The sequence below is a fragment of the Paenimyroides baculatum genome (assembly GCF_008629655.1).
Classification (GTDB): Bacteria; Bacteroidota; Bacteroidia; order Flavobacteriales; family Flavobacteriaceae; genus Flavobacterium; species Flavobacterium baculatum.
Window position 1 is genome coordinate 19,746 of sequence record NZ_VWSG01000013.1, and the last position, 24,005, is coordinate 43,750.

Annotated in this window: 18 protein-coding genes, 1 pseudogene and 1 riboswitch; of the genes and pseudogenes, 9 read left to right on the top strand and 10 right to left on the bottom strand. The window is 35.0% G+C overall.

Annotated elements, in window-relative coordinates; all coding sequences use genetic code 11:
* Positions 1 to 244: 244 nt before the first annotated feature.
* On the bottom strand, positions 245 to 1,387 hold the full coding sequence (locus F0460_RS13950) for a DEAD/DEAH box helicase (protein WP_150014288.1): 1,143 nt from the start codon (positions 1,385 to 1,387) through the stop codon (positions 245 to 247).
* A gap of 170 nt (positions 1,388 to 1,557) precedes the next feature.
* Between F0460_RS13950 and F0460_RS13955 the strand changes: the two genes are divergently transcribed.
* From F0460_RS13955 to F0460_RS13970, 4 genes are all read left to right on the top strand, one after another.
* Positions 1,558 to 2,001, top strand: a complete 444-nt coding sequence (locus F0460_RS13955; RefSeq protein ID WP_150014290.1) for a hypothetical protein — start codon at positions 1,558 to 1,560, stop codon at positions 1,999 to 2,001.
* 109 nt (positions 2,002 to 2,110) lie between these two features.
* Positions 2,111 to 3,196 (top strand): efflux RND transporter periplasmic adaptor subunit, encoded by a 1,086-nt coding sequence (locus tag F0460_RS13960; protein ID WP_150014292.1) that lies wholly within the window; start codon positions 2,111 to 2,113, stop codon positions 3,194 to 3,196.
* A 15-nt stretch (positions 3,197 to 3,211) separates the two neighbouring features.
* On the top strand, positions 3,212 to 6,364 hold the full coding sequence (locus F0460_RS13965) for an efflux RND transporter permease subunit (RefSeq protein WP_150014294.1): 3,153 nt from the start codon (positions 3,212 to 3,214) through the stop codon (positions 6,362 to 6,364).
* 1 nt (position 6,365) lies between these two features.
* On the top strand, positions 6,366 to 7,802 hold the full coding sequence (locus F0460_RS13970) for a TolC family protein (protein ID WP_150014296.1): 1,437 nt from the start codon (positions 6,366 to 6,368) through the stop codon (positions 7,800 to 7,802).
* Between the two features lie 903 nt (positions 7,803 to 8,705).
* Here the strand turns inward: F0460_RS13970 and F0460_RS13975 are convergent.
* The 8 genes and pseudogenes from F0460_RS13975 to F0460_RS14010 all read right to left on the bottom strand — a co-directional run bounded on the left by F0460_RS13975 (position 8,706) and on the right by F0460_RS14010 (position 17,525).
* Positions 8,706 to 10,014 (bottom strand): annotated as a pseudogene (locus tag F0460_RS13975) (cryptochrome/photolyase family protein).
* Complete coding sequence (locus F0460_RS13980; RefSeq protein WP_150014298.1) at positions 10,004 to 10,699, bottom strand: lycopene cyclase domain-containing protein; 696 nt, start codon at positions 10,697 to 10,699, stop codon at positions 10,004 to 10,006. The pseudogene F0460_RS13975 and the gene F0460_RS13980 overlap by 11 nt, the downstream one beginning before the upstream one ends.
* Complete coding sequence (locus F0460_RS13985) at positions 10,696 to 11,154, bottom strand: sterol desaturase family protein (protein ID WP_150014300.1); 459 nt, start codon at positions 11,152 to 11,154, stop codon at positions 10,696 to 10,698. Before F0460_RS13985 ends, F0460_RS13980 begins: the two co-directional genes overlap by 4 nt.
* Positions 11,155 to 11,190: 36 nt before the next feature.
* The gene (locus F0460_RS13990) at positions 11,191 to 12,027 is read right to left on the bottom strand and encodes a phytoene/squalene synthase family protein (RefSeq protein WP_150014302.1); all 837 of its coding nucleotides are present in this window, start codon (positions 12,025 to 12,027) and stop codon (positions 11,191 to 11,193) included.
* A gap of 3 nt (positions 12,028 to 12,030) precedes the next feature.
* The gene (locus F0460_RS13995) at positions 12,031 to 13,503 is read right to left on the bottom strand and encodes a phytoene desaturase family protein (protein ID WP_150014304.1); all 1,473 of its coding nucleotides are present in this window, start codon (positions 13,501 to 13,503) and stop codon (positions 12,031 to 12,033) included.
* Complete coding sequence (locus tag F0460_RS14000) at positions 13,503 to 14,168, bottom strand: MarR family winged helix-turn-helix transcriptional regulator (RefSeq protein ID WP_150014306.1); 666 nt, start codon at positions 14,166 to 14,168, stop codon at positions 13,503 to 13,505. Before F0460_RS14000 ends, F0460_RS13995 begins: the two co-directional genes overlap by 1 nt.
* A 499-nt stretch (positions 14,169 to 14,667) precedes the next feature.
* Positions 14,668 to 15,681 (bottom strand): YncE family protein, encoded by a 1,014-nt coding sequence (locus F0460_RS14005; protein WP_150014308.1) that lies wholly within the window; start codon positions 15,679 to 15,681, stop codon positions 14,668 to 14,670.
* Between the two features lie 2 nt (positions 15,682 to 15,683).
* On the bottom strand, positions 15,684 to 17,525 hold the full coding sequence (locus F0460_RS14010; RefSeq protein WP_150014310.1) for a TonB-dependent receptor plug domain-containing protein: 1,842 nt from the start codon (positions 17,523 to 17,525) through the stop codon (positions 15,684 to 15,686).
* Between the two features lie 28 nt (positions 17,526 to 17,553).
* A riboswitch (cobalamin riboswitch) is annotated at positions 17,554 to 17,749 on the bottom strand.
* 83 nt (positions 17,750 to 17,832) lie between these two features.
* On the opposite strand from F0460_RS14010, the gene F0460_RS14015 reads away from it, so the two are divergent.
* The 4 genes from F0460_RS14015 to F0460_RS14030 all read left to right on the top strand — a co-directional run bounded on the left by F0460_RS14015 (position 17,833) and on the right by F0460_RS14030 (position 21,571).
* Positions 17,833 to 18,615, top strand: coding sequence for a hypothetical protein (locus tag F0460_RS14015; RefSeq protein ID WP_150014312.1), 783 nt, complete (start codon positions 17,833 to 17,835; stop codon positions 18,613 to 18,615).
* Between the two features lie 92 nt (positions 18,616 to 18,707).
* Positions 18,708 to 19,241 (top strand): hypothetical protein, encoded by a 534-nt coding sequence (locus tag F0460_RS14020; RefSeq protein ID WP_150014314.1) that lies wholly within the window; start codon positions 18,708 to 18,710, stop codon positions 19,239 to 19,241.
* Positions 19,242 to 19,430: 189 nt separating this feature from the next.
* Complete coding sequence (locus tag F0460_RS14025; RefSeq protein WP_150014316.1) at positions 19,431 to 20,558, top strand: ABC transporter substrate-binding protein; 1,128 nt, start codon at positions 19,431 to 19,433, stop codon at positions 20,556 to 20,558.
* Entirely contained in the window at positions 20,558 to 21,571 is a 1,014-nt protein-coding gene (locus tag F0460_RS14030) for an iron ABC transporter permease (RefSeq protein WP_150014318.1), read from the top strand. Before F0460_RS14025 ends, F0460_RS14030 begins: the two co-directional genes overlap by 1 nt.
* Positions 21,572 to 21,590: 19 nt before the next feature.
* On the opposite strand, the gene F0460_RS14035 is transcribed toward F0460_RS14030, so the two are convergent.
* The gene (locus tag F0460_RS14035) at positions 21,591 to 22,439 is read right to left on the bottom strand and encodes a universal stress protein (protein WP_190304162.1); all 849 of its coding nucleotides are present in this window, start codon (positions 22,437 to 22,439) and stop codon (positions 21,591 to 21,593) included.
* Between the two features lie 147 nt (positions 22,440 to 22,586).
* Between F0460_RS14035 and mnmE the strand changes: the two genes are divergently transcribed.
* On the top strand, positions 22,587 to 23,987 hold the full coding sequence (gene mnmE / locus F0460_RS14040; protein ID WP_150014322.1) for a tRNA uridine-5-carboxymethylaminomethyl(34) synthesis GTPase MnmE: 1,401 nt from the start codon (positions 22,587 to 22,589) through the stop codon (positions 23,985 to 23,987).
* Positions 23,988 to 24,005 lie beyond the last annotated feature (18 nt).

Genomic DNA, 24,005 nt, shown 5'->3' on the forward strand with positions numbered 1-24,005 from the left:
ATTTAGAATTATTCAATAAGTATGCAATGTTTTTTTACTATTTTTAATTGTTAAATGTTCTTGAGATACAAAAGATTGTAAATTCTTTTATTTGAATGAGTAAAAAAGTGCGTCTTGAAGTAAGACCATATCAAACCAAAATCTAATTTATTGTTAGGTAATTAACTGGCTTTCGGTTTTAAAGAAGAAGATATAATTATAAATGAAAACCGCTTCACAGCTAATTAGTGAAACGGTTTTTCTATTAGAATTTATTTAAATCGATGCCATCTGTTGGAATTGGCTCTATAAAGTATTTCATTTTTTTCTGAATAACCTTAAAATGATGTATATCTTCTACAGTTAAAATTGTAATAGCTTTTCCCTTTTCATTTGCTCTTCCTGTTCGACCTATTCTGTGAACATAATCAAACGGAGAGCGTGGTAGTTCGTAATTTATAACAACAGGTAACAAATCTATATGAATCCCTCGCGACAAAAGATCTGTGGAAATAAGAACCTGAATTGTACCGTCTTTAAAGTCTTGTAAGGTTTGATTTCTTGCACCCTGTGTTTTTTTACTGTGCAATGCCGATGCCTTTATTCCGTTTTTAACCAGTTTAACCACAAGATTGTCTGCCGTTCGTGTAGATGAAACAAATATCAGGACTTGTGTGGTAATTTCGGTTTTTAACAGATATCTTAAGAAAGGACCTTTACGTTCTGGTGTAACATAATAGGCAAGCTGATCTATTGCTGCTACTGTTTCTGTTTCGTTTTTTACTTCAACCGTTTCAAATGTTGCATGTAGTGTAGATTTTATTTTTTCAACCTTGTCATTCAACGTTGCAGAAAACAGTATGTATTGGCTTGCTGACGGAATTTCTTTTAAAACAGATTGTAATTCTTCTTCAAAACCTAATTGAAACATTTTATCTGCCTCGTCTATAATCAGTGTTTCTAATTGAGACAGCGATAAAGCGTTTTGTTCCATAAGGTCAAGTAACCTGCCGGGTGTAGCAATAAGCAGCTCGGTACCCATCATGTTTTTCATCTGCGGATTTATCGAAGCGCCTCCGTAAACAGCCATTCCTTTTACAGGTCTTTTTAGAAAAGAAGTACACGATTTTACAAATGCTTCGATCTGTATAGCTAATTCTCTGGTGGGAACAAGTATTAAAACGGGAATGTTTCTTGAATTTTTATACGATAAATGCTGACGCTTTTCTAATATCGGTAATATAAAACTTGCCGTTTTTCCTGATCCGGTTGGGGCAATACCCAAAACACTTTTTCCTTTTAAAATTAAAGGAATTGCATTTTCCTGAATAGGGAATGGTTTGGTTATTCCCTGAGAGGGTAAAGCTTCACAAAGTTGCTTGGATATTCCTAATTGTTCAAAAGACATGTATAATAATATTTATGCAAATGTAGGATATTTAATACATCTTCTTCAAAAATCAAATAAGCGATTTATCAACTTACAAATGCCTGATGTATTATTGTTAATAAATTTAACTTTTATTTATCAGTACAGCTATTATGCGTTTTAGTTTTTTAAATACTTTTACCCGCAGAATGAAAACAAGATTTCTAAAATACTGCCTGTCGATTGCTGCATTACTTTTTGTGGCATTTACATGTTTTCCAAACAACGCGCAACCTTTGCAGTTTGGTAAAGAAAACACACAGGCAGATTCAGCATATCTTCATCCTGACAAAAAAGTTGCTTCTCACCTTGTTCTAAAAAAGGTGAAGGAAAGTAGTTTTCATAAACAAAATCTTCAACGAACATTTGTAAGCCATTCTAAAGGAAGCTGTCCCGAAACACAGTTCGAGGCTCAAAATACGTTGACTCTTAAAAAGGCAAAAGCTCTTTTTAAATTTGAAGTACTTCGCTTTGCCCAGATTTTATCGGGCAAAGGCTTTAATGAACAGCGTTCTGTTCGTTTTAAATATTCCCGTTTTAATTCTTTTTTGCACAGTGCCCTGTATATCAGACTACAGGTCATGCGACTGTGATTTTTTAATGATTTTTTGAATTTTGTAGGCTCACCGTTCGTCAATTACTGACAGAATGCAGGCTTGCACGTATTTATTTGAATTTTCAAGATCATTAAAATTAACAAACATGATAAAAAAAGGTCTTATGTTGGTAAGCTTCTGTATAGCTTTACTGCATATTGGTTGCCAGTCTCATAAAGAAGAAAAACACGAAAAAACAACACTTTCCATAACAACTCCGCTCGTAAAGGATACCATAATATTAAAAGATTATGTGGCACAGATAAAATCTGTAAACCATATCGAAATCCGCGCACAGGAAAAAGGATACCTGCAGAAAATTTATGTAGATGAAGGTCAGTTCGTAAAAAAAGGACAATTGCTGTTTAAGATCATGCCAAATCTGTACGAAGCTGATGTGAACCGTGCAAAAGCGGAAGCTGATTATGCACAGATTGAATATAAAAACACCAAACAGCTTTACGATAATAATGTGGTTGCCGCTAACGAATTGGCAATGGCAAAGGCTAGATATAGTAAAGCTTCGGCAGAAGTTGCAGCTATGAAAACGCATTTACAGTTTACCGAAATCAGAGCTCCTTTCGATGGAATTATCGATCGATTCCATGTACGTGTAGGTAGTTTGATTACCGAAGGTGATCTTTTGACGGAATTGGCTGATAACAGTAAAATGTGGGTGTATTTCAACGTTCCCGAAGCCGAATATCTTGACCAGATGAGCGAAAAACCAAAAGACGGTCTTTTGCGCGTAGGATTGAAAATGGCAAACGGAAAAATGTTCGAAAACGAAGGAGTTGTTGAAACAATTGAAGCCGATTTTGATAATGAAACAGGAAATATTGCCTATCGTGCCACATTTTCTAACCCTAAAAGTCTGCTGCGTTTCGGTCAAACAGGAAATGTAGTGATCACTACACCTTACAAAAATGCACTGCTTATTCCGCAGAAAGCAACATTTGAGGTTTTAGATAAAAAGTATGTATTTGTGGTTACAAAAGATCACACTGTTAAGGCGCGCGAAATTAAAATTGCAGCCGAAATTCCGCATGTGTATGTGGTGCAGTCGGGTATTCAAAAAGATGATCAGATCTTGTTGGAAGGTCTTCGTCTGGTAAAAGAAAACGATAAAATCACAACTAAATTCATCACTCCGCAAAAAGCATTGTCAAGCCTTGAATTGTATGCAGAGTAACTAAAAAACTTTCAAATGTTTAAAAAAATCATACACAGACCGGTATTCGCAATTGTAATATCGGTCGTAATCCTCTTTGTGGGTGCACTTGCCATAAAACAGTTGCCAACCTCACAATTTCCGCAGATTGCACCAACAACCGTAAGTGTTTTTATCGCTTATCCCGGTGCAAGTGCAGACGTTTTGGTAAAATCGTCGCTAATTACACTTGAAAATGCCATTAACGGTGTGCAGGGCATGCGGTACATTTCTACCGATGCTACCAGTGCCGGCGAAGCTACGCTTAATGTAGTTTTTGATCCGGGAACAGATCCCAACGAAGCAGTTGTACTCGTCAAGACCAGAGTTGATCAGGTAATGCCACTGCTTCCGGAACTGGTTCAGAAAGAAGGGGTGATTGTTACGCCGATACAACCCAGTATGCTGATGTACGTGAACTTGTACAGCAAAAATAAAAGTATGGACGAAAAGTTTCTGTACAATTACGCTACCGTAAACATCATTCCCGAAATTAACAGGGTAAAGGGTATTGCTAAAGCACAGATTTTAGGAAGTCGCCGTTATGCCATGCGTATCTGGTTGAATCCTGAACGTATGCGTGCCTATAATGTTTCGGTTGATGAAGTTATGAAGGCAATTGGCGAACAAAGTATTATTGGTCGTCCGGGAAGAATCGGACAGAGTTCGGGTATTGCCGCACAGTCATTGGAATATGTGCTTACCTATAAGGGGCAGTACAATAAGCCTGAAGAATATGAAGGAATTATCATTCGTGCAAATTCGCAAGGGGAAAATATCAAACTAAAAGACATTGCAAAGGTTGAATTGGGTAGTGAGTTTTTTGATATCTATTCAAATCTGGACGGTGATCCATCGGCATCAATCATGCTGAAACAAAATTACGGCAGTAATGCAAATGAGGTGATTGAACAGGTAAAGTTGAAGTTGGAAGATATGAAACAGAATTTTCCACCGGGTGTAGATTATAAAATAAGTTACGACGTTTCGCAATTTTTGGACGCTTCTATTGAACAGGTATTACACACTTTGCGCGATGCTTTTATATTGGTAGCTGTAGTAGTATTCATTTTCTTGGGCGACTGGCGATCTACTGTGATTCCTATCATCGCAGTGCCAGTATCCTTAATCGGAGCCTTTTTTGTAATGCAGATTTTCGGACTTTCAATTAACTTGGTGACTTTGTTCGCTTTGGTTTTGGCAATTGGTATCGTAGTCGATGATGCCATTGTGGTGGTCGAGGCGGTTCATGCTAAAATGGAAGAAAAACACGTATCGCCCTACAAAGCTGTAAAAGAGGTTATGGGCGAAATTAGCGGTGCCATTATAGCAATTACAATGGTTATGGTGTCGGTTTTTCTGCCTATCTCGTTTATGACCGGACCCGTGGGAACTTTTTATCGCCAATTTTCTATAACTATGGCGAGTGCTATTGTTATTTCTGCGGTTATTGCCTTAACGCTTACGCCGGTTTTGTGTGCCATATTGCTTAAAAATAACCACGGGAAACCTAAAAAAGTGAATCTGCTTACACGTTTTATCGATGCATTTAACCGTGGATTCGAAAAGCTTACGGGTAAATATGTTGTGATTTTAAAGAAAATCGTCAATAGAAAATCGGTTACTTGGACAGTTTTACTCGTTTTTTGTGCGGGAATTTATGTTCAGAACTACTTTCTGCCGGGAGGATTTATTCCGAGTGAAGATCAGGGGACGATTTATGCGGTAATTCAGACGCCGCCAGGATCAACTTTAGAACAGACTAATCAGGTAGCGCGTAATCTTCAAAAAATATGTAAGGAAGTCGATGGAGTGGAATCGGTTGCTTCTTTGGCAGGATACGAAATCATGACCGAAGGTCGTGGTTCTAACGCCGGAACATGTTTGATCAATTTAAAAAGTTGGGGAGATCGTGAGCATACCGTCACCGAAATTATGGAAGAACTGGAAGGTAAAACCAGAAACTTGGGGGCGGTGATTGAATTTTTTGAACCACCTGCAATTCCGGGATTTGGTTCTTCTGGTGGATTTTCTATGCGTTTGCTTGATCAAAATGCTTCTACCAATTATCATGAGTTTGATAAGATCAACAAAGAATTCATGGCGAATTTGGGTAAACGTAAAGAACTTACTGGGGTATTTACCTTCTTTGCTGCCAATTATCCACAGTACGAGTTAGAGTTTGATAACAGCGCAGCCATGCAGAAAGGGGTGTCAATAGGTAAGGCTATGGAGAATTTGAATATTTTGGTGGGAAGTACTTACGAACAGGGGTTTATCCGTTTTGGTCAGTTTTTTAAGGTGTACGTGCAATCGTCTCCCGAATTTAGAAGTCTGCCTTCAGATATTTTAAATCTGTATGTGAAAAATGATACCGGTGAAATGGTGCCGTATTCTTCTTTTATGAAGTTGAAAAAAACACAGGGACCGAACGAAATTACCCGTTACAACATGTACAATTCAGCTTCAATCCGCGGACTTCCGGCTGCGGGTTATACAACGGCAGATGCGATTGCGGCTATTAACGAAACGGCTGTAAAAACACTTCCGCACGGTTACAAGATTGCATGGGAAGGTCTTTCGTTTGATGAAGCCCAACGTGGTAATGAAGCTTTGTACGTTTTCGGAGTGGTGTTGATCTTTGTTTACTTGGTACTCGCAGCACAATATGAAAGTTTTATATTGCCGCTTGCCGTAATTTTATCGTTACCTGTTGGTGTTTTCGGATCGTTCTTTATGTTAAAAGCAATGGGACTTGCAAATGATATTTATGCACAGGTTGGACTCATCATGCTTATTGGTCTGCTGGGAAAAAATGCCGTGCTTATCGTAGAATATGCCGTCCAGAAAAGGCAGAGCGGAGCAACTATTTTAGATGCCGCTGTGGAAGCTGCTACTGTTCGTTTCCGTCCGATCCTTATGACATCTTTTGCATTCATAGCGGGATTGATTCCTTTGATTTTTGCACATGGAGCAGGGGCAATCGGTAATCATACCATCGGGGCATCAGCACTGGGCGGTATGTTCTTTGGAACGGTGTTCGGTGTGCTGGTTATTCCGGGACTTTATGTGATTTTTGCAAAACTTGCAGACGGTAGAAAGATGATTAAAAATGAAGATGAGACACCTTTAACAAAAGATATTTATTAAAATGAATAAGAGAAAAATATATAGATATGCAGTTGCTACTTGTGTGATTTTAAGCATGGCGGCCTGTAAATCATTAAATGTACCCGAAAAAACAGAAAACCGTTCGGTACCTGATATTTTTACAGAGGTTGCAAACGATAGTTTAAACTCGGGCAGAATTAATTGGAACGAGTATTTTAAGGATGCTAATTTGCAGAACCTGATCGAAACGGCTTTTAAGAATAATCAGGAACTGAATATTACCTTACAGGAAATTGAAATTTCTAAAAACGAAATCCGTGCACGAAAAGGAGAATATCTGCCTTCTGTTGGTATAAAGGCTGGAGTTGGAGTGGAAAAAGCAGCCCGTTATACGAATATTGGTGCGATGGAAGCTACCACAGAAATAAAGCCAGGTAAGGAAATGCCCGAACCTTTGGCTGATTTTGGTGTTGGACTTTATGCAGATTGGGAAGCTGACATCTGGGGAAAACTTCACAATGCAAAAAAGGCTGCTGTGAACAGATATTTGGCAACCATAGAAGGTCAGAATTTCATGAAAACTAATCTAGTGGCAGAAATAGCAGAATCGTATTACGAACTGTTGGCATTAGATAATGAACTGGAGATCGTACAGCAGAATATCAAAATTCAGAATAATGCCTTCGAAATCGTAAAACTGTTGAAACAATCTGCACGTTCCAACGAACTGGCTGTAAAAAGATTTCAGGCACAGGTGTTAAAAACAACTGCTCTGCAATACGAAATTCAACAGAAGATTGTGGAAACAGAAAACCAGATTAATTTCTTGGTAGGTAGATTTCCGCAACATGTAGATCGAAGTACAACTGAATTTGTAAACATGGTTCCTGAAGCGGTTTACACCGGTTTACCTGCAGATCTGCTGGCAAATCGTCCGGACATCAAACAGGCTGAAATGGAACTGACAGCTTCTAAACTGGATATAAAATCGGCAAAAGCAAGATTCTATCCGTCGCTTGGTATTTCTGCGGGCGTGGGGTATCGTGCTTTTAATCCTTCATTTTTATTTAATCCGCAGTCGTTGCTTTATTCTCTTGCAGGAGATTTGGCTGCTCCGCTTGTCAATCGTAATGCTATCAAAGCAGCATATTATAATGCTAATGCGAAGCAGATTCAGGCAGTTTACAAGTACGAGCAGACAATCTTAAAGGCTTATATCGAAGTAGCAAATCAGCTGTCTAAAATTGACAACCTGCAGAATACCTACGATTTAAAAACTCAGGAAGTTGATGCATTGACACAGTCGGTTACCATTTCAAACGATCTGTTTAAATCCGCTCGGGCAGATTACATGGAAGTTTTACTTACGCAGCGTGAGGCTTTAGAAGCTAAATTTGAATTGGTTGAAACAAAAATGCAGCAGTTAAAAACAACAGTTGCGGTTTACCGAGCGCTTGGTGGCGGCTGGAATAATTAAAATACTAAAAAGAAATCTCTTTGAATAATATAAAGCGACTTTATAAGTCGCTTTTTTAATCGTGTATATCAAATTGTAAAATATCAATTCAAAAAAGAAGAAATCATAAATATATGATAGTATTAAAATTTTGTTAGAATCTGTATAGTTTTTTAAAATGGCATTATGTTGGAAGTATTAATGTAAGAATAAACCGAAAGTCATGCACTTGGTATTAGGTTTTTACTTTCTACAGCGGTTTACTTATAAAGTGAGTGTTTCAGCACTCACTTTTTATAATGTAAGCATGAATTATCAACATAAAAAACGCCCATCACGTTGGATGGGTATTTGTACCAAATAAAGGTTTCAATTCTATTTCAAAGCATAATATCTAATTCAAAACGTGTGCCAGTTCTTAACAGAATATTAATAAATATGTGTTCTAATTGGTATTAGAGCACTTTTTATATACTAATTTCTGGTTTTGTAGATACCATAACTAAAATACACAAATTGGCGGGAGAAAATATTCTACAAACTGTGTGAAAAATAGATTTTTTATGTATATATAAAAACTAAATTAATTTTATAAATAGTATAAAAATATACTAAATTTTAAAATTGTTTTTGTACATTTGATCAGTATTAAATTAGTGTTAATCTCCCTTATAAAGCAGTATGGTTATGAAACAAAAATTATCTTATGTCGTTTGGGTTGTACTTAGTTTTTTATTCCCTGTACTGTTGTGGTTGGGAGAAAACTTTATTTAAAAGTGTTTATTTTAGTACGGATTTTTTATTTAGTAGAAAAGTACACCCTTCGGTGTGTTTTTTATTAGATGATGATTGTATCAAAAAAAGGAGGATAGGATTATTTCAGATAAAATAATATTTACTGTAGAATTTTAATTCAATACTAAATTAACCTTCTTTCTTCAAGGCAGTTTTGTATGCTGTAAGGGCGCGTTCTCTTGCGATAGAATGTTCAACGATTGGTTGTGGATAAGCAACTGTTCCGTACTCGGGAATCCATTTTTTTATATATTCATAATCTTTGTCAAACTTTTCTGTCTGAAGGTGCGGATTAAATACTCTGAAATACGGTGCAGCATCACAACCCGAACCTGCTGCCCATTGCCAGTTTCCGTTGTTTGCTGACAAATCGTAGTCATTCAATTTTTGGGCAAAATAAGCTTCACCCCAACGCCAGTCTATAAGCAGGTGTTTACAAAGAAAACTCGCCGTAATCATGCGTACTCTGTTGTGCATATAACCGGTTTTGTTCAACTGTCGCATTCCTGCATCTACAATGGGATATCCCGTAGTGCCCGTACACCAGCGTTCGAATTCCTGTTCGTTGTTGCGCCAGATTATTGTATCATAAACGGGTTTAAATGACTCGTTGGTAACGTTTGGAAAATGATAAAGGACCTGCATAAAAAATTCGCGCCAGATAAGTTCGTTCAACCAGGTTTGGTTGTGTTTGGCTGCAAAGGCAGCACATTTTCTAACGCTGATGGTTCCAAATCTCAAGGCTGTTCCAAGTTTTGTGGTTCGTTGTAGGGGCAGGGAAGTCCCTATATTTATCATATTCTTTAATGATTGAAAGATCTAAAACGGGATCTTGAAAAAGAAAATCAGTCTTATGGAAACCTATGGTATCTAACGATAAAATCTCTTTAAAATCTTGCGTTAAATAGTTGTGATTATTAACTGCGATGCTTTTTATCTCATTGGTTTGAAATTGCAGTTTCCATTTTTTAGAATAAGGTGTGTAAACGGTATAAGGCAATCCGTCTAGTTTTGTAATGTCTGATTTATCAAAAATCACCTGATCTTTATATGCCTTAAACGGAATACTGTAGGTTTTGAAGAAATCGAAGATTTGCCTATCGCGATTGATAGCTTGTGGTTCATAATCGTGATTGCAATAAACCGATTGAATATCGTATTCTGCGTGTAGTTTTTTGAAGATGTCCGACGGTTTTCCTAAAAAAGTGGTAAGTTTTGACTTGTTGTTTACCTTCAGTTTATTGTTTATGTTCTGCAATGCCTGATGAATATAGTCAACTCTGCGATCTTCTTTGTCATCGAGCTTGTTCAATATATCTTCATCAAATATAAAAATGGGCAGAACGGGAAATCGGGAGTTTAATGCGTGATTCAAACCGGTATTATCGTCCAATCTAAGATCTCTTCTAAACCAAAAAATACTGATTTTAGTCTTCATTAGTGATTCCTTTAAAACGTTTGAAGAAATAAAGCACCAATAAAAACTGCGTGTATCCGTAAACCGCATCTTCTATGGGTATGGTAAGTATTCTAATACCTAAAAAATCATTAGGATTATAATTTACAATAGGCGATTCCAAACCGGTACCGGTTAAAATTCCATTCACTGGAAAAAAGCCTAACATTAATATAGTGTATACTGCAGATGCTTTGCCTATCCAAGGTACGCGTGCAATAAAATGCAGATATATAAGGGTTAAAATAATTGCTACAGCGGTTACCAAAGTATAAACTTTATCATAATGTAACAATGCGATCAAAGAACAACCTATAATGCTTACAAAAACAATAATGTTATTGAAACTGCTGAGTTTGTTCCATTTAAAAAACAGATCAAAACAAAAATAGGTAAACACACAAGAAAATGGAATACATATAAAAAACAGCCATTCTTCCAACGGAAGTCCTGCTAAGATAATTCCAAGTGTATAATCGTTGTTAAACCACCAAACACCTTTCGATGTAAACCATACATCCCATAAAATGAACGGTATTGCTACAACAATTGCAGCTTTTATAAAAGGAACAAAATAACGGTTGAATTTAATTCGGTGGTCAAACGAAGCAATAAAACAGACAATTATCGTGAAAAACAGAATGGCAGAGTAGGTATACGAAATCATTTTTTGGAGGTTTTGGCGTACATTTTAAAATACTTGAATGGAACATATAAAAATCCGAAACATTCACCGTGTTCTTTGCCAATATGTTTGTGATGCTGTTTGTGTGCACGGCGTAATGCCATGAAATATGAGTTGTTTGTTCGGGTAAGAAATTTAAAACGTTGGTGTATAAATATATCGTGTACAAAAAAATAGGTCATGCCGTAAAGCATAATTCCTAATCCTATAAAAAAAATGTAGTTGAAATTGGCAAGCGAACCAAAATACATCAAAGCGATTGTAGGCAGGGCAAATATCACGAAAAAATAATCATTTCGTTCAAAAGCACCTTCTGTACTGTGGTCGTGATGATCTTTGTGCAACGTCCATAAAAAACCGTGCATAATGTATTTGTGAATTAGCCAGGTAGCTCCTTCCATCAATACAAAAGTGATAAACGCAATTAAAAAATTCATAGCAGTTCTCTTTTAAACGATTTTTATTCGGAATATTTACAAAACCGCAGCCTTGTAACGCAGGTAACTTTTAAATGCCACATACGCTTTTTGTGCATTAGGAACGCGGGTTCTGTTCGATAATATTTCTACCGGCGATTTCTTCTTAATTTTCGAAAACAGCAGCAAATAATATTTATATGCCAGATAAACCCCGAATTTTGATGAATTTGGCAGTTTTTTTATTCCGATTAAGGCTTCAGCAAATTCTTCTTCGATTTCTTTTTCGATTTGATATTTGATGTCACGATCGAAAAGTTCCATATCTACATTCGGAAAATAACTGCGACCCAGGGTTTGATAATCTTCTTTTAAATCTCTTAGAAAATTTATCTTTTGAAAAGCCGATCCCAGTTTCATTGCATAAGGTTTCAGTTCATCAAACTGCTTTCTGTTTCCTTCGGTAAAAACCTGCAGACACATCAATCCAACCACTTCGGCAGAACCGTAGATGTATTCGTTATAAAGATTAGAATTATAATCAATCTGATGAAGATCCATAGACATGCTATGCAGAAATTGTGCAATAAGGGCTCGGTCGATGTCATATTGAATCACAGTTTCCTGAAACGACTGTAAAATTGGGTTCAGTGAGATGCCTTCCTGCAAAGCAGTTTCGGTTTCAATGGTCAGTCTGTTCAGTAGTTTTTCCTTGTCGTATCCATGAAAACTGTCAACAATCTCGTCGGCAAGGCGCACATAGCCGTAAATGGCGTAAATGCTTTTGCGAATGGCGGGTTTAAGTGCCAAAATACCCAATGAAAAACTGGTGCTGTACTTCTCGGTGGTTTTCTTGCTTACTTCGTAAGCCAATTCATCAAACAATTTTTTCATAGCTTATATTTTTAGTTTGTTGACTTCTTTAGCGACTATTTTTCCCGATATAATTGCGGGCGGAACTCCCGGTCCGGGAACGGTAAGCTGTCCGGTATAAAACAGGTTGTTTACTTTTTTGTTGCGAATTTTGGGTTTAAGTACTGCCGTTTGATTCAGTGTATTTGCCAAGCCATAGGCATTTCCGCCATAAGCATTGTAATCTTCAATAAATTCTGATACGCAGTAACTTTTTTTGTAATCGATTTTATCGTACAGATTACTTACTCCGGTATGTTTTTCAATTCTGTATAACATTTCCTTTAAATAGTGTTCTCTTATCGATTCTTCATCATTAATTCCGGTAGCAATCGGCATCAGCAGAAATAGATTTTCACAATTTTCGGGAGCTGTTGCAGCATCGGTTTTAGAAGGACAACATGCATAGAACAGTGGTTTTTCGGGCCATTTCTTTCCGCTGTAAATACAGTCGATATGCACATCTAAATCGTTTTCAAAAAACAACGTATGATGGGTTAGGTTTGGAATACGCCCTTTAATTCCTAAATAAAAAATAAGACTCGATGGAGCAAAGGTTCGATTTTTCCAGTAATTTTCGTCGTAATTTTTATATTCTGCATCTAAAAGACTTTCGGTATGATGATAATCTGATGAAGCGATAATACTATCAAATTCCAAAATTTTACCATTGGTTTCGATTGAAACCACACGGTTATTTTCTACATGAATCTTTTCTATGGAATGATTAAAGTGAAAATGTACACTCTGATTTTCTGCAACTTTTTTCATTGCCGATACCAGACTGTAAAAGCCGCCCATTGGATAATGAGTTCCCAAAACGTAGCCGCCATAATTCATAAGACTATACAAAGCGGGAATATTTTTGGGCGATGCTCCAAGGAAAATAACTGGAAATTCCATGAGCGCCTGTAATTTTGGACTTTTGAAGTATTTGGAAACATACCTTCTGAAATTGGTAAGCAGATCAAGCTTTAACACACTGATCGCAATTTTTGGCGATGCAAATTCCAACCAGTTATAACAAGGTTTGTTAACGAATTCCTGCATTCCCACCTTATATTTGTATTTTGCCGATTCCATAAAACGCTCAAGTTGAGCAGCAGCTCCGGTTTCAATATGTTCAACTGTTTGTTTTAATTCTTCATAATTTTCGGGAACAGCAATTTTAGCATCCGAAAAAATCATTTCAAACTGTGGATTCAACGAAACAAGCTTATAAAAATCTGATGATTTATAACCAAAATCAGCAAAGAAATTTTCGATAATATCAGGCATCCAATACCAACTTGGGCCCATGTCAAAAACATAACCGTTATCGGTGGTAAACTGTCTGGCTCTGCCTCCCGGTTGGTCGTGCTTTTCAAATACATGAACTTCATTACCAGCTTTTGCAGCATACGCAGCAGCAGACAATCCAGAGAAACCGGAACCTATGACAGCTATTTTCTTTTTCATTACAAGATTTGTTTTTTGTACAGATTGGCTTCGTCTAAAAGCTTTTCCAAATCGGTATTTTTTTGATAAATAGGAACATGAAACTCGTTGAGTTTGGTAAGCAGTTTTATTAATTCCAATTTTTCAGGTTCTGATAAATTACCGCACACAAGCATGGTCGCCGTACGAATTTTTTCCATCTGCTGATCCAAAACCTGCAAACCTTCTTGGGTAATACTTATAATTTTACTGCGTTTATCTGTTTCGGAATCTTTTTGAACTGCCCAACCTTTCTGCATTAATCTGTTGATAATTAGAATACCTGCCGGTTTTTCGTGCACATTTTTTTTGATGAGATCCATCTTCGTCATTTCACCAAACGCTTTAAGGTTAATCAGATAGATAAAATCTTCTTGAGTAGAAAAATCCGATCCTGAAATTGCAGCTCTTGAATAATTTTTAGCAAAACGGTTCATGTGTACAAGAAGCGTGCTTATAACACTTTCGGCACTTCTCCCCAAATCTTTACCTTCCCATTCAGGAGTTTTAAAACGAAGTGGCTGTGTATAATTGTCGGCAACCCATTTTTTAAAACCAGAAATGCTGTCAGGATATCTGTTATCTGTATTAGATAATTCGAATTCTTCCACCAAATCTACCGTTTTTTTAACAAGATTATATTTCATAATGAAATTTTATAGTATACAAATATACTTTATTTTTGATTAGTTTGTATTGAAACATGTTATTTTTAAAACGAATAGTAAGTAAAAGTAAATCTGTTTTCAATAATAATATGATCATAATCAATTATAGAAAGAAATTATATGAGTAAGGTAAATTCGCTAAAGTAGAAATGTGATGTTTTATATAATCGCATTAAGTAGATATGTTGGTTAAATTTTGTATGCATCTACAAGCCAATTGACTGTTGTCGCAATTTAGCTGCATTAAAACTTTAGTAAATGAGAAAAGGTTGCTATTTCTAATGTTTGATTATTCCAAAATTGATTAAGAAGGAAAGGTGCTTATCAATATTAAATCAATTAAAATCATTAGGATAATCATCTGATACTTTACATTATAAAGCTTGTAGAAAATTGATTAGTATTTATTATACTACGTTGTAATACTTAAATAATAAAAGCTCCTAAAGGAGCTTTTATACTATTTTTTTTTTAATATTTAAAACTTATAAAAACCGTTGGTTCCTATACCGCCTGTGAATTCTTTAACAATACTTCCGTCTTCTTTGTAAATAACAATTTTAGAATTATCAGTAAAACCATTCGCATCCGAAGTAAAAATAGTTCCGTTGATTACATTAAAACCATATAAAACAGAATATTGATCACCTGAAGCAACATCAAATAATTTTGTACTTGCCGATGCGAACGAATTATTCATTTTGTAAATACCTGTACCAGCTGTATAGTAAATGTTTGATCCGTCATTTACAATATTTCGGCTGTTTGCTTGAGTAAGTTCTTTTGTAGATGAAATAGTTGTGTTGCTTACAATTGAAATACTGCTTGAAGCATCTGTACTTCCTAAAACATAAACAAATTGTCCGTTTGTGGTAATACCGTTTATTGCGCTTTCAAAAGCAATATCAGTAGTATTGGTGTCGCTTGTAGGATTAATTACTTCAACAGCTGTTCCGCCACTGTAAAAACCATTCGCTGCATAAATATATTCGCCGGCAGCAACAATTTGTTCAGCTGTATTGTTCAATTCAATTTCCTTTACAAAAGCAAAAGTTTCTGCATTGTAAACATTTACAGATTTGTCATTTAAGCTCGTAACATACAATTTATTGTTTTTAATAACTGCGTAACGTGGCGAATTTAAGTTTTGGCTAATGGTGTGTACCGATTTAAATGTTTTTTTGTTAACCACTTCAATAGTGTTTGAATTGTTCATAACTACAAAAACATACTTATCTGTAACAACCATGTGTTGTGAAACATCGCCTAAGGCACGACCGTTTGATGTTCTGAAAATATCGTTTGTAATAGTAGTTATACCGCCGTTGATGTGTGATGTTGATGCATTTGCTTTTGTAAAGTTACCTTCGTTCGATGCAAAAAAACCGTCTAAATATTTTTCGTCTGGGTTTACAGGAATCGAGTTGTCATCAGAATTACTACAGCTGTACAAAAGTGCAACAGCAAACATTGGAGCTAAAATTTTTTTCATTTTTAAAACTTTTTAATTAATTGTATATGATAATTTCTGCCCGGCATTACGCGTTCGGGCATGTTTGTATAAACCGTATTTGCGGAGTTTTTTATTTTTAAATTGATGATAAATGGATTGTTTTTAATTTTGATTTTCTGCTGAATATCTACATCAATTATTCCGTAACCAGCTAAAGCACTTGTTTTGTCATTTGATGCTGTTGTAAATATTTGATCCACATACAAGAATGATGGTGCAATACTGAAATTTTTATAACCGTAAAAAAGTTGCACATTAAACTTATGTAAAGGTGTATAAGTAAGCTGTTTTTCTGTTTTTTTATCTATTGATTTGGTGTAGCCGTAATTAGAATTTAGCTGAACAGTATGATTATTCCATTGCTTTTTCAGATTGAAAAAAAGGTCGGCTCCATAAATAGTAACTTCATCAAAATTATTAGCTTCCCAAAAACCGGCGTTTGTAGGAATCCATCGAATCATGTTTGTGATTGATGTGTAATAAGTTGATATATTAAAAGTTACTGATTTGTATTTAAAGTTATTGTTTATATCGAACTGATAACTTGTTTCGGGTTTTAAATTTAAATTTCCGCCCGGTTGCCAATACAAATCGTTGAATGTTGGTATGCGGTAATTTTTAGATGAGTTTATTTTTAACTGATAAAATTCGGTGTTGTAATAAAGTCCTGCCGAAAACAAAAACGGATTTTCGTAATCTTTTGCCATTTCGTTTTTCGCACCAATTTCAATTCCTAAACGATTTGTAAAATCATAATTTCCTAAAACACTTACAGCAAAAATTTCCTGTGTTGAAAAAGGTAAACCCGAACCTTGGCCTTCGCCTGTTGTTTTTTGATATTCTAAAAATCCCGACAATTTAAAATTCTGCAACACATTATAAAAACTTTCGTTCTTAAAATATAAAGTATTCGCTTTTCCGCCCGATTTACTGTCAGTAGGCAATTGATCAAAATAACTGTATGATTCTTTAATATTCGCTACGTAAAACGTATTCAAAAACCGATTGGTTTTATAATGCCATTTTAACAGATTTCGATTGTAATTATTCTGATATTTTGTTTTTGTCTGATATGGTGTCAGCAAAGCAAAATGGCGGTCATCATTGTAAGTTGATGAATAAAATTCAACCGTATTGTTTGTATTTATTTTGTAGGCAAGTTCGGCACCAAAATCGGTATTGAAAAACTGTCCGTTTATATTTTTACGATTTTTACCAATCCATTCATAATCATTATCACTTTTATTGTAACCAAAATGAGCATTTACGGCAAATTTGTCAAATCCGGTCGAAATTTTATAATGAATTCCCTGCGTATTAAAACTGCCATAATTCAGTTGAATTTCATTCTCGGTTTTTCGGTTAAACTCCAGTTGATTGTTTAAATGAATGGTTCCGCCAATAGCGCTGCTTCCGTATAGAACGCTTCCGCCACCTGGTTTTACAACAATATTATCGTAACTTTTAAAAGCTGTAGAATTAAAATCGGTCTGACCTAATAGGGATGAATTTATCTTAATTCCGTTCCATAAAACACTGGTCTGTTGTGCGGTTGTTCCACGAAAAGACGGTGAACTAACCATTCCGTAACCGTTTTCCTTAAAATATAGTGTAGTGTTTTTCTGAAGAAAATCTGTAAATGTTCCAACGCTGTTCTCTACCAAAGAATCGTTTAAAACAATGGAATTCTGTGATTTAGACTGATTAGAAATTTTGCTTTTTTCAATAATAAGTTCGTCTAATTCAATAGAAGAATTACTCTGCGAATACGCAATGTAGCTAAAAGTTGAAAAAAATAAAGAATAAACGACCGCTTTGTTCATTTGTTTAACCTTTTCTCCGAAGGCGAAATCAATTAGTAATCATTAGGCAGGTCTCCTGGCTTGCTTCTTGTTTTTGCCTTCCCAAAAAAATTCAGTGGCGTAGTTAAAAACAAAAGTTCGTTACAAACAAAGCTTACAGTTGCGGGAACAGCATAGGAATTGAAAAAATCGCACCTATTTCCCTATTAATGCAAAAAATTGCAACCTAATATCTGGCAAAAGTACTCTATTTTATCAATATTGCAAATTAAAGTTTGTAATACCAATTCTACAAAAAAATAATATTTTTTAAATTATCTTTAAAATTATGAATAGTACCACAATGAAAATACTTTTAAATCTGATTTTTGTTTTATTTACGATAAATTCCTTTTCGCAGAAAATCGATTTTGAAACAGAGAAAAAAATCATCAGAGAAACATTAAGTCAGTATTTAGATACAAGTCCAAATTCGGTTGCGAGTTACATCAAAGGGAAAAAAGGATATGAAATGTTGCAGTTTGCCTATAAAATGGGAATTGTAATGGAAGAAGATTCCCTTAAAAAGCAGGAACTTGTTCATATTTTAGTTGATAGTTTGGATGATATTTCCAACAGTATTTCAGCAGAATTAAAAACCAGAAAAATTCGAGTACAAATAAGCGACACACTTTATGCTTATAAGTACAAACCATTAAACAACGATCTTCGAAAAAATGCAGATTGGGATGACAATTATAATAATTTGCTTGATGATTTTAAGTATAACAATATGGCGCGGTTGGATACGATTATTGGCGAAGAATATATCGATTTAATTAAAAGGCAGATACATTACAAAGACACTGACAAATTGTTTTCTGCTAAAGAATTAGATCAATCGTACTACCAGTTTACCACAGAAAATGATTCGTGCAATGATGAATATTGTTTTAAGGCAGATAAAGTTTATCGCGCCGTATTCAACGATTCTTTTACAAAAGGTTGCTATTTGTTTTCGTTTTACTGCAGAGACAATCAAATTTGCCGGAGTTTTATTTTTATACGAAAAGAACAAAACCAATGGATTTATGTAGATGATTATCCGTCTTGGATTATTGATGAATGGTAAATTGATAGTACTCAACTTTGCGAAGCGAGGTTCATTCACTACTTTTGCAAGCTACAATACATTTATTATATTTTAACTTTTAATTTAATTATATGAAACCAGAAGATACATATGATTTTACACTTAAAATGTTTACTCAAAAAGCTCAATTTGAGCAGTGGTTGAGAATATTCTTTTATCTAGACAATCGTTTAAATTCGGAATTCGATTCTGTGTATGAAAGTTCATATTATATTAAACTTTACGAACTTTTAACTGCTGGATTGGATTATGCAAATGATGCTTTAAATGTTTTACACAATATCAATAATAAAAAGTTAGAAAAATGGTATGAGACTTTGGTTGCAGGATTAGTAGCTTTGAAAGATGAAATTTCAGAAACCGAATTAGAATTTATTCGTTATAAACGTCATAATGCTTGTCACATTTTTCAAGATTCTTATGAAATCAAGATTAACAAAAAAGATTTAATTGAACGGACAAATAGATTCAATTTAAAGCAACAATTTCATCAATTATTAGATAAACATGAAACCGAAGATAATTTTTATAAATATCTCTTTTCGAAATTACATCCTATTAGTGAAAAAATTTATAAAGATTTACAAACCATAAATGCATTATAAACTCAATACGTAAAGTCTCTCGACTTTGAAATTTATAATAAAAAATAAAATAGTCAAAATAAATTGGATCAGTAGCAACACAAAATCAATCAAAAGCAGTACACAATCGTACTAAAATCGGCAATAATTAAACAGAAACTTAAAAAATACTTTTTGTTAAACTATCTTTGCGCAACTAAAAGTGCAAAAATGAATCTATCAAAATATGTATTGCTAACGGTTTTTATAGTTTTTGTAAGCTGTAAAAAAACGACTGAAACTACAACTGCAAAAGTTGAAAACAGCATTGAATTCGCCAACGGATTAGAAATACACAACTACAACGGTTTTGTTGTAATGAAGGTTACCAAACCTTGGCCAAATGCCACTAAAACGTTTACGTACGTTTGTGCAAAATCTAACAAAAACCTGCCAGACAGTTTGGCAAAATACACTTTTATACAAACGCCGGTTAAAAATCTGGTAGCAACATCAACCACACATATTTCTTCGATTGTTGCTTTAAATGAAACCGACAAACTGGTTGGTTTTCCTAATTTAGATTACATTTCATCTGCCGATGTTCGTCAAAAAATCGATGCCGGAAAAGTAAAAGAATTGTCAGATAAACACAGTTTGAATTTCGAAAAAACGGTCGATTTGCAACCACAATTAATCGTCGGGTTGAGTATGGACAGTGAAACGGCAAAATTCAATCAGTTCGAAAAAGCCGGAATTCCCGTTTTATACAATGCCGATTGGGTAGAAACATCGCCTTTGGGAAAAGCAGAATGGGTAAAGTTTTTCGGAGTTTTGTTTGATCAACAGCAAAAAGCCAACGAATATTTTAACAACATTGTTTCAGAATACAACAACGCTAAAAAATTAGTCAACAACGTAACGAATCGACCAACCGTTTTAAGCGGAGCCATTTTTCAGGATGTTTGGTACGTTCCGCAAGGCGAAAGCTGGATGGCTGAATTTATAAAAGATGCCGGCGGAAATTATTTGTGGAGCGATACAAAAGGTACGGGAAGTTTGTCGTTATCGTTTGAAGCTGTTTTTGAAAAAGCTATGAACGGCGATGTTTGGATTGGTCCGGGCGAATTTACAACGTTCGATCAAATGGTGGCAGCCAACAAACATTATGGAAAATTTGCTGCGTTTCAAAACAAAAAAATCTATTCGTATTCAATCAAAAAAGGACCAACCGGCGGTATCATTTTTTATGAAGATGCACCAAATCGTCCGGATTTGGTATTGAAAGATTTAATTTCGATCCTTCATCCAAACGTTTTACCAAATTACAAACCAGCATTTATTGAAGCCTTAAAATAATGTTTGCAAAATATTCCAAATACCATTTACTTTTTCTTGTATTGCTTATAGTTGCAGCGGTTTTAAACCTTGTAATTGGGTCGGTACGAATTCCTGTAATCGCTATTTTGGAAATTTTAAGCGGTAACTTTTCAGGAAAAGCAAGCTGGGAATACATTGTTTTAGAATATCGATTACCTAAATTAGTCATTGCCTGTGTTGTTGGTGCAGCGCTTTCAATTGCGGGAATGATGATGCAGACACTTTTTCAGAACCCAATGGCTGAACCTTATATTTTAGGCGTAAGTTCGGGGGCAAGTCTGGGTGTAGCAATCTGTATATTGGGGAAAAGTTTGTTTTCACTCACACTGCAAAATTACCTAACAGGCAACCTTACCATTATTTTGTTTGCTTTAGCCGGAAGCGTTTTGGTAATGTTCATTATTTTAGGGATATCGCAACGCATAAAACAAATTGCTACGCTGTTAATTGTGGGGTTGATGTTCAGCAGTTTTACAAGTGCTTTTGTGAATGTTCTGGCTTATTTTTCGACAGCCGAAGAATTAAAGAAATTCACTTTTTGGAATTTAGGCAGTTTAGGAAACATTTCGTGGCAGCAGATTTATTTTATAGTTCCAATTTTATGTACAGCCTTGGCAGGATCTTTCTTGCTGAACAAATCTTTAAACACGCTTTTAATGGGCGAAGGCTATGCCAGAAGCATGGGATTAAACATTAAAAAAATCAAGTTTTTAATAATCTTGGTAACCTGTATGTTGGTTGCGGTTTGTACTGCTTTTGTAGGACCAATTGCATTTATAGGCTTGGCAGTTCCGCACATTACACGAATCATTTATAAAACCACCAATCATTTTCATTTGTTTACAGGGAACATAATCATGGGTGCTTTAATATTAATTACCTGCGATATTATTTGTCAGTTACCAGGCGAACAGTTCGTTTTACCGATAAACGCAGTGACTTCAATTTTAGGTGCGCCTTTGGTAATTTATTTGATTTTGAGAAATAGATAAACATAAAAAAAGCAAGTATTTACTTGCTTTTTTGTTCTTTTAAAACCAATACGGGAACATCGGCATGATACGATAATTGCTTACTTAAACTGGTTATGAAAATCTTTTCGAAAAAGTTTAAATGACGTTTCACAATGCACATTACATCAATTAACTGATCATCTATAAAAAAGAAAACACTTTCGTCTAATTTTTCGTTTAAAACGGTATGAAAAGTCACATTTTCATTGTTAAACTCCTCTTTCCAACTGTTTAAAACGTTCATAGCGTCAGGATTTTCTTTCCGTAAAACATGCAACACTTTTACATCGGCATTTAAAGATTTTGCAATCTTAATTATCTGATGCAATCCTGCTTTATCACTGTCGCGAAGCATTGTTGCAAATCCAAAATTATTCAAGCGTTTAAATTCAGCTTTGCGTGGAACACTTAAAATCGGAATATCAACATTTTCCATTACATGAACGGTGTTCGATCCGAGTAATTTCTTTTCAAACCCGGAATTTCCGTTTGTTCCCATCACAATAAAATCAATATTTTCATCGCGAATTATTTTATGAAGAATCGAAAGCATAATTCCTTCCTCAAAAATAAAAGTCAGTTTAATATCGCTACAATCAACATCTGTCGCAATACTTCTTAATTTCGGAACCTGTTTTTTATAATTATCAAAATTATTCAGTTCAATAGAATTATATACATTCTGAATCAGTTCTGGCTGTCCGGCAGAAGTCGTAGAAATTACAGGCATTTCATACGTATTCAAAACATAAATTTCGGCATCAATACTTTTGGCAAGCTTCAAAGCGTAAACAAATGCATTGTTTGCAGTTTCTGAAAAATCGGTTGGGAAAAGAATCTTTTTCATAATCTTGAGCTGTTGGTTTGTCGCTATTAAATTACAAAAAATTAAATGATTGTAAAAAAATATTGCGTTTTTTTTCAGTATACACAAGCTTTTAAAATTAGCAGGATTTATAAAGTTGGCGTAAATTTGCATTTCAATATTTGGTTTATGATTTTAAACGATACAATAGTAGCATTGGCTTCGGCATCGGGCGCTGGTGCAGTAGCATTAATCCGTGTTTCGGGACCGCAGGCAATTGATTTGGTTGCTGATGTTTTTCAGTCTGTAAAAAATAAAGATTTGTGCAAACAGAAAACGCATACGCTTCATTTGGGTTTTATTAAAGACGATGAAAAAATCATTGATCAGGTGCTGGTATCGCTTTTTAAAGGGAATAATTCTTACACAGGTGAGCCTACGGTTGAAATTTCGTGTCACGGATCTACTTTTATCCAACAGCAAATCATACAACTTTTATTGAGAAAAGGCTGCAGAATGGCAACTGCCGGCGAATTTACCATGCGATCATTTTTAAATGGAAAAATGGATTTATCACAAGCCGAGGCAGTAGCCGATTTAATAGCATCAGATAATGAAGCGTCGCACCAAATAGCCATGCAGCAAATGAGGGGCGGATTCAGTAACGAAATTGCCAAATTGCGTGAAGAACTGCTGAATTTTGCCTCTCTGATTGAATTAGAGTTGGATTTTTCTGAAGAAGATGTGGAGTTTGCCGATCGAACAGCATTTCGAGATCTGGTAAACAGAATTCAGTTTGTTTTAAAACGATTGATAGATTCTTTTGCGGTTGGAAACGTGATTAAAAATGGGATTCCCGTAGCCATTGTAGGTGAACCGAATGTTGGAAAATCGACTCTTTTAAATGCTTTGTTAAACGAAGAACGTGCCATAGTTTCAGATATTGCCGGAACTACGCGCGATACCATTGAAGATGAATTGGTAATTGAAGGAATCGGTTTTCGATTTATTGATACCGCCGGAATTCGCGAAACAAAAGATGTGGTAGAAAGTATAGGAATTCAAAAGACGTTCGAAAAGATAGAGCAATCGCAAGTTGTTGTTTATTTGTTCGATAGCTTGAAATTTAAAAATCAAGCTGCAGATTATATTGTTGAGATTGAAAAAGTTAAAAATAAATATCCGCAAAAACCTTTAATTGTTGTAATTAATAAAGTGGATTTATTAAAGAATGATGAAATTGAAGTTATTAAAAATCAACTGACCAGTTTAAATGTTAAGCTAGAAACGATTTCTGCCAAAAATAAAGAAGGAATTGATGCCTTAAAAAAACAGCTGATAAGCTTTGTAAATACCGGTGCGCTTCGTAATAACGAAACTATTGTAACCAACACGCGCCATTATGATTCGTTGATAAAAGCTTTAGAAGAAATTCAGAAAGTGCAATGGGGATTAGATACCAATGTATCTGCCGATTTAATGGCAATTGACATCCGTCAGGCTTTATATTATTTCGGTGAAATTACAGGTCAGGTGACAAACGATGAATTATTAGGAAACATTTTTGCTAATTTTTGTATCGGTAAGTAATTTATAAGTTTTATATGT

Excerpts from the sequence above, each read along its gene's own strand:
- F0460_RS13950 (WP_150014288.1), bottom strand. The coding sequence starts at position 1,387 with ATGTCTTTTGAACAATTAGGAATATCCAAGCAACTTTGTGAAGCTTTA.
- F0460_RS13955 (WP_150014290.1), top strand. The coding sequence starts at position 1,558 with ATGAAAACAAGATTTCTAAAATACTGCCTGTCGATTGCTGCATTACTT.
- F0460_RS13960 (WP_150014292.1), top strand. The coding sequence starts at position 2,111 with ATGATAAAAAAAGGTCTTATGTTGGTAAGCTTCTGTATAGCTTTACTG.
- F0460_RS13965 (WP_150014294.1), top strand. The coding sequence starts at position 3,212 with ATGTTTAAAAAAATCATACACAGACCGGTATTCGCAATTGTAATATCG.
- F0460_RS13970 (WP_150014296.1), top strand. The coding sequence starts at position 6,366 with ATGAATAAGAGAAAAATATATAGATATGCAGTTGCTACTTGTGTGATT.
- F0460_RS13980 (WP_150014298.1), bottom strand. The coding sequence starts at position 10,699 with ATGATTTCGTATACCTACTCTGCCATTCTGTTTTTCACGATAATTGTC.
- F0460_RS13985 (WP_150014300.1), bottom strand. The coding sequence starts at position 11,154 with ATGAATTTTTTAATTGCGTTTATCACTTTTGTATTGATGGAAGGAGCT.
- F0460_RS13990 (WP_150014302.1), bottom strand. The coding sequence starts at position 12,027 with ATGAAAAAATTGTTTGATGAATTGGCTTACGAAGTAAGCAAGAAAACC.
- F0460_RS13995 (WP_150014304.1), bottom strand. The coding sequence starts at position 13,503 with ATGAAAAAGAAAATAGCTGTCATAGGTTCCGGTTTCTCTGGATTGTCT.
- F0460_RS14000 (WP_150014306.1), bottom strand. The coding sequence starts at position 14,168 with ATGAAATATAATCTTGTTAAAAAAACGGTAGATTTGGTGGAAGAATTC.
- F0460_RS14005 (WP_150014308.1), bottom strand. The coding sequence starts at position 15,681 with ATGAAAAAAATTTTAGCTCCAATGTTTGCTGTTGCACTTTTGTACAGC.
- F0460_RS14010 (WP_150014310.1), bottom strand. The coding sequence starts at position 17,525 with ATGAACAAAGCGGTCGTTTATTCTTTATTTTTTTCAACTTTTAGCTAC.
- F0460_RS14015 (WP_150014312.1), top strand. The coding sequence starts at position 17,833 with ATGAATAGTACCACAATGAAAATACTTTTAAATCTGATTTTTGTTTTA.
- F0460_RS14020 (WP_150014314.1), top strand. The coding sequence starts at position 18,708 with ATGAAACCAGAAGATACATATGATTTTACACTTAAAATGTTTACTCAA.
- F0460_RS14025 (WP_150014316.1), top strand. The coding sequence starts at position 19,431 with ATGAATCTATCAAAATATGTATTGCTAACGGTTTTTATAGTTTTTGTA.
- F0460_RS14030 (WP_150014318.1), top strand. The coding sequence starts at position 20,558 with ATGTTTGCAAAATATTCCAAATACCATTTACTTTTTCTTGTATTGCTT.
- F0460_RS14035 (WP_190304162.1), bottom strand. The coding sequence starts at position 22,439 with ATGAAAAAGATTCTTTTCCCAACCGATTTTTCAGAAACTGCAAACAAT.
- mnmE (WP_150014322.1), top strand. The coding sequence starts at position 22,587 with ATGATTTTAAACGATACAATAGTAGCATTGGCTTCGGCATCGGGCGCT.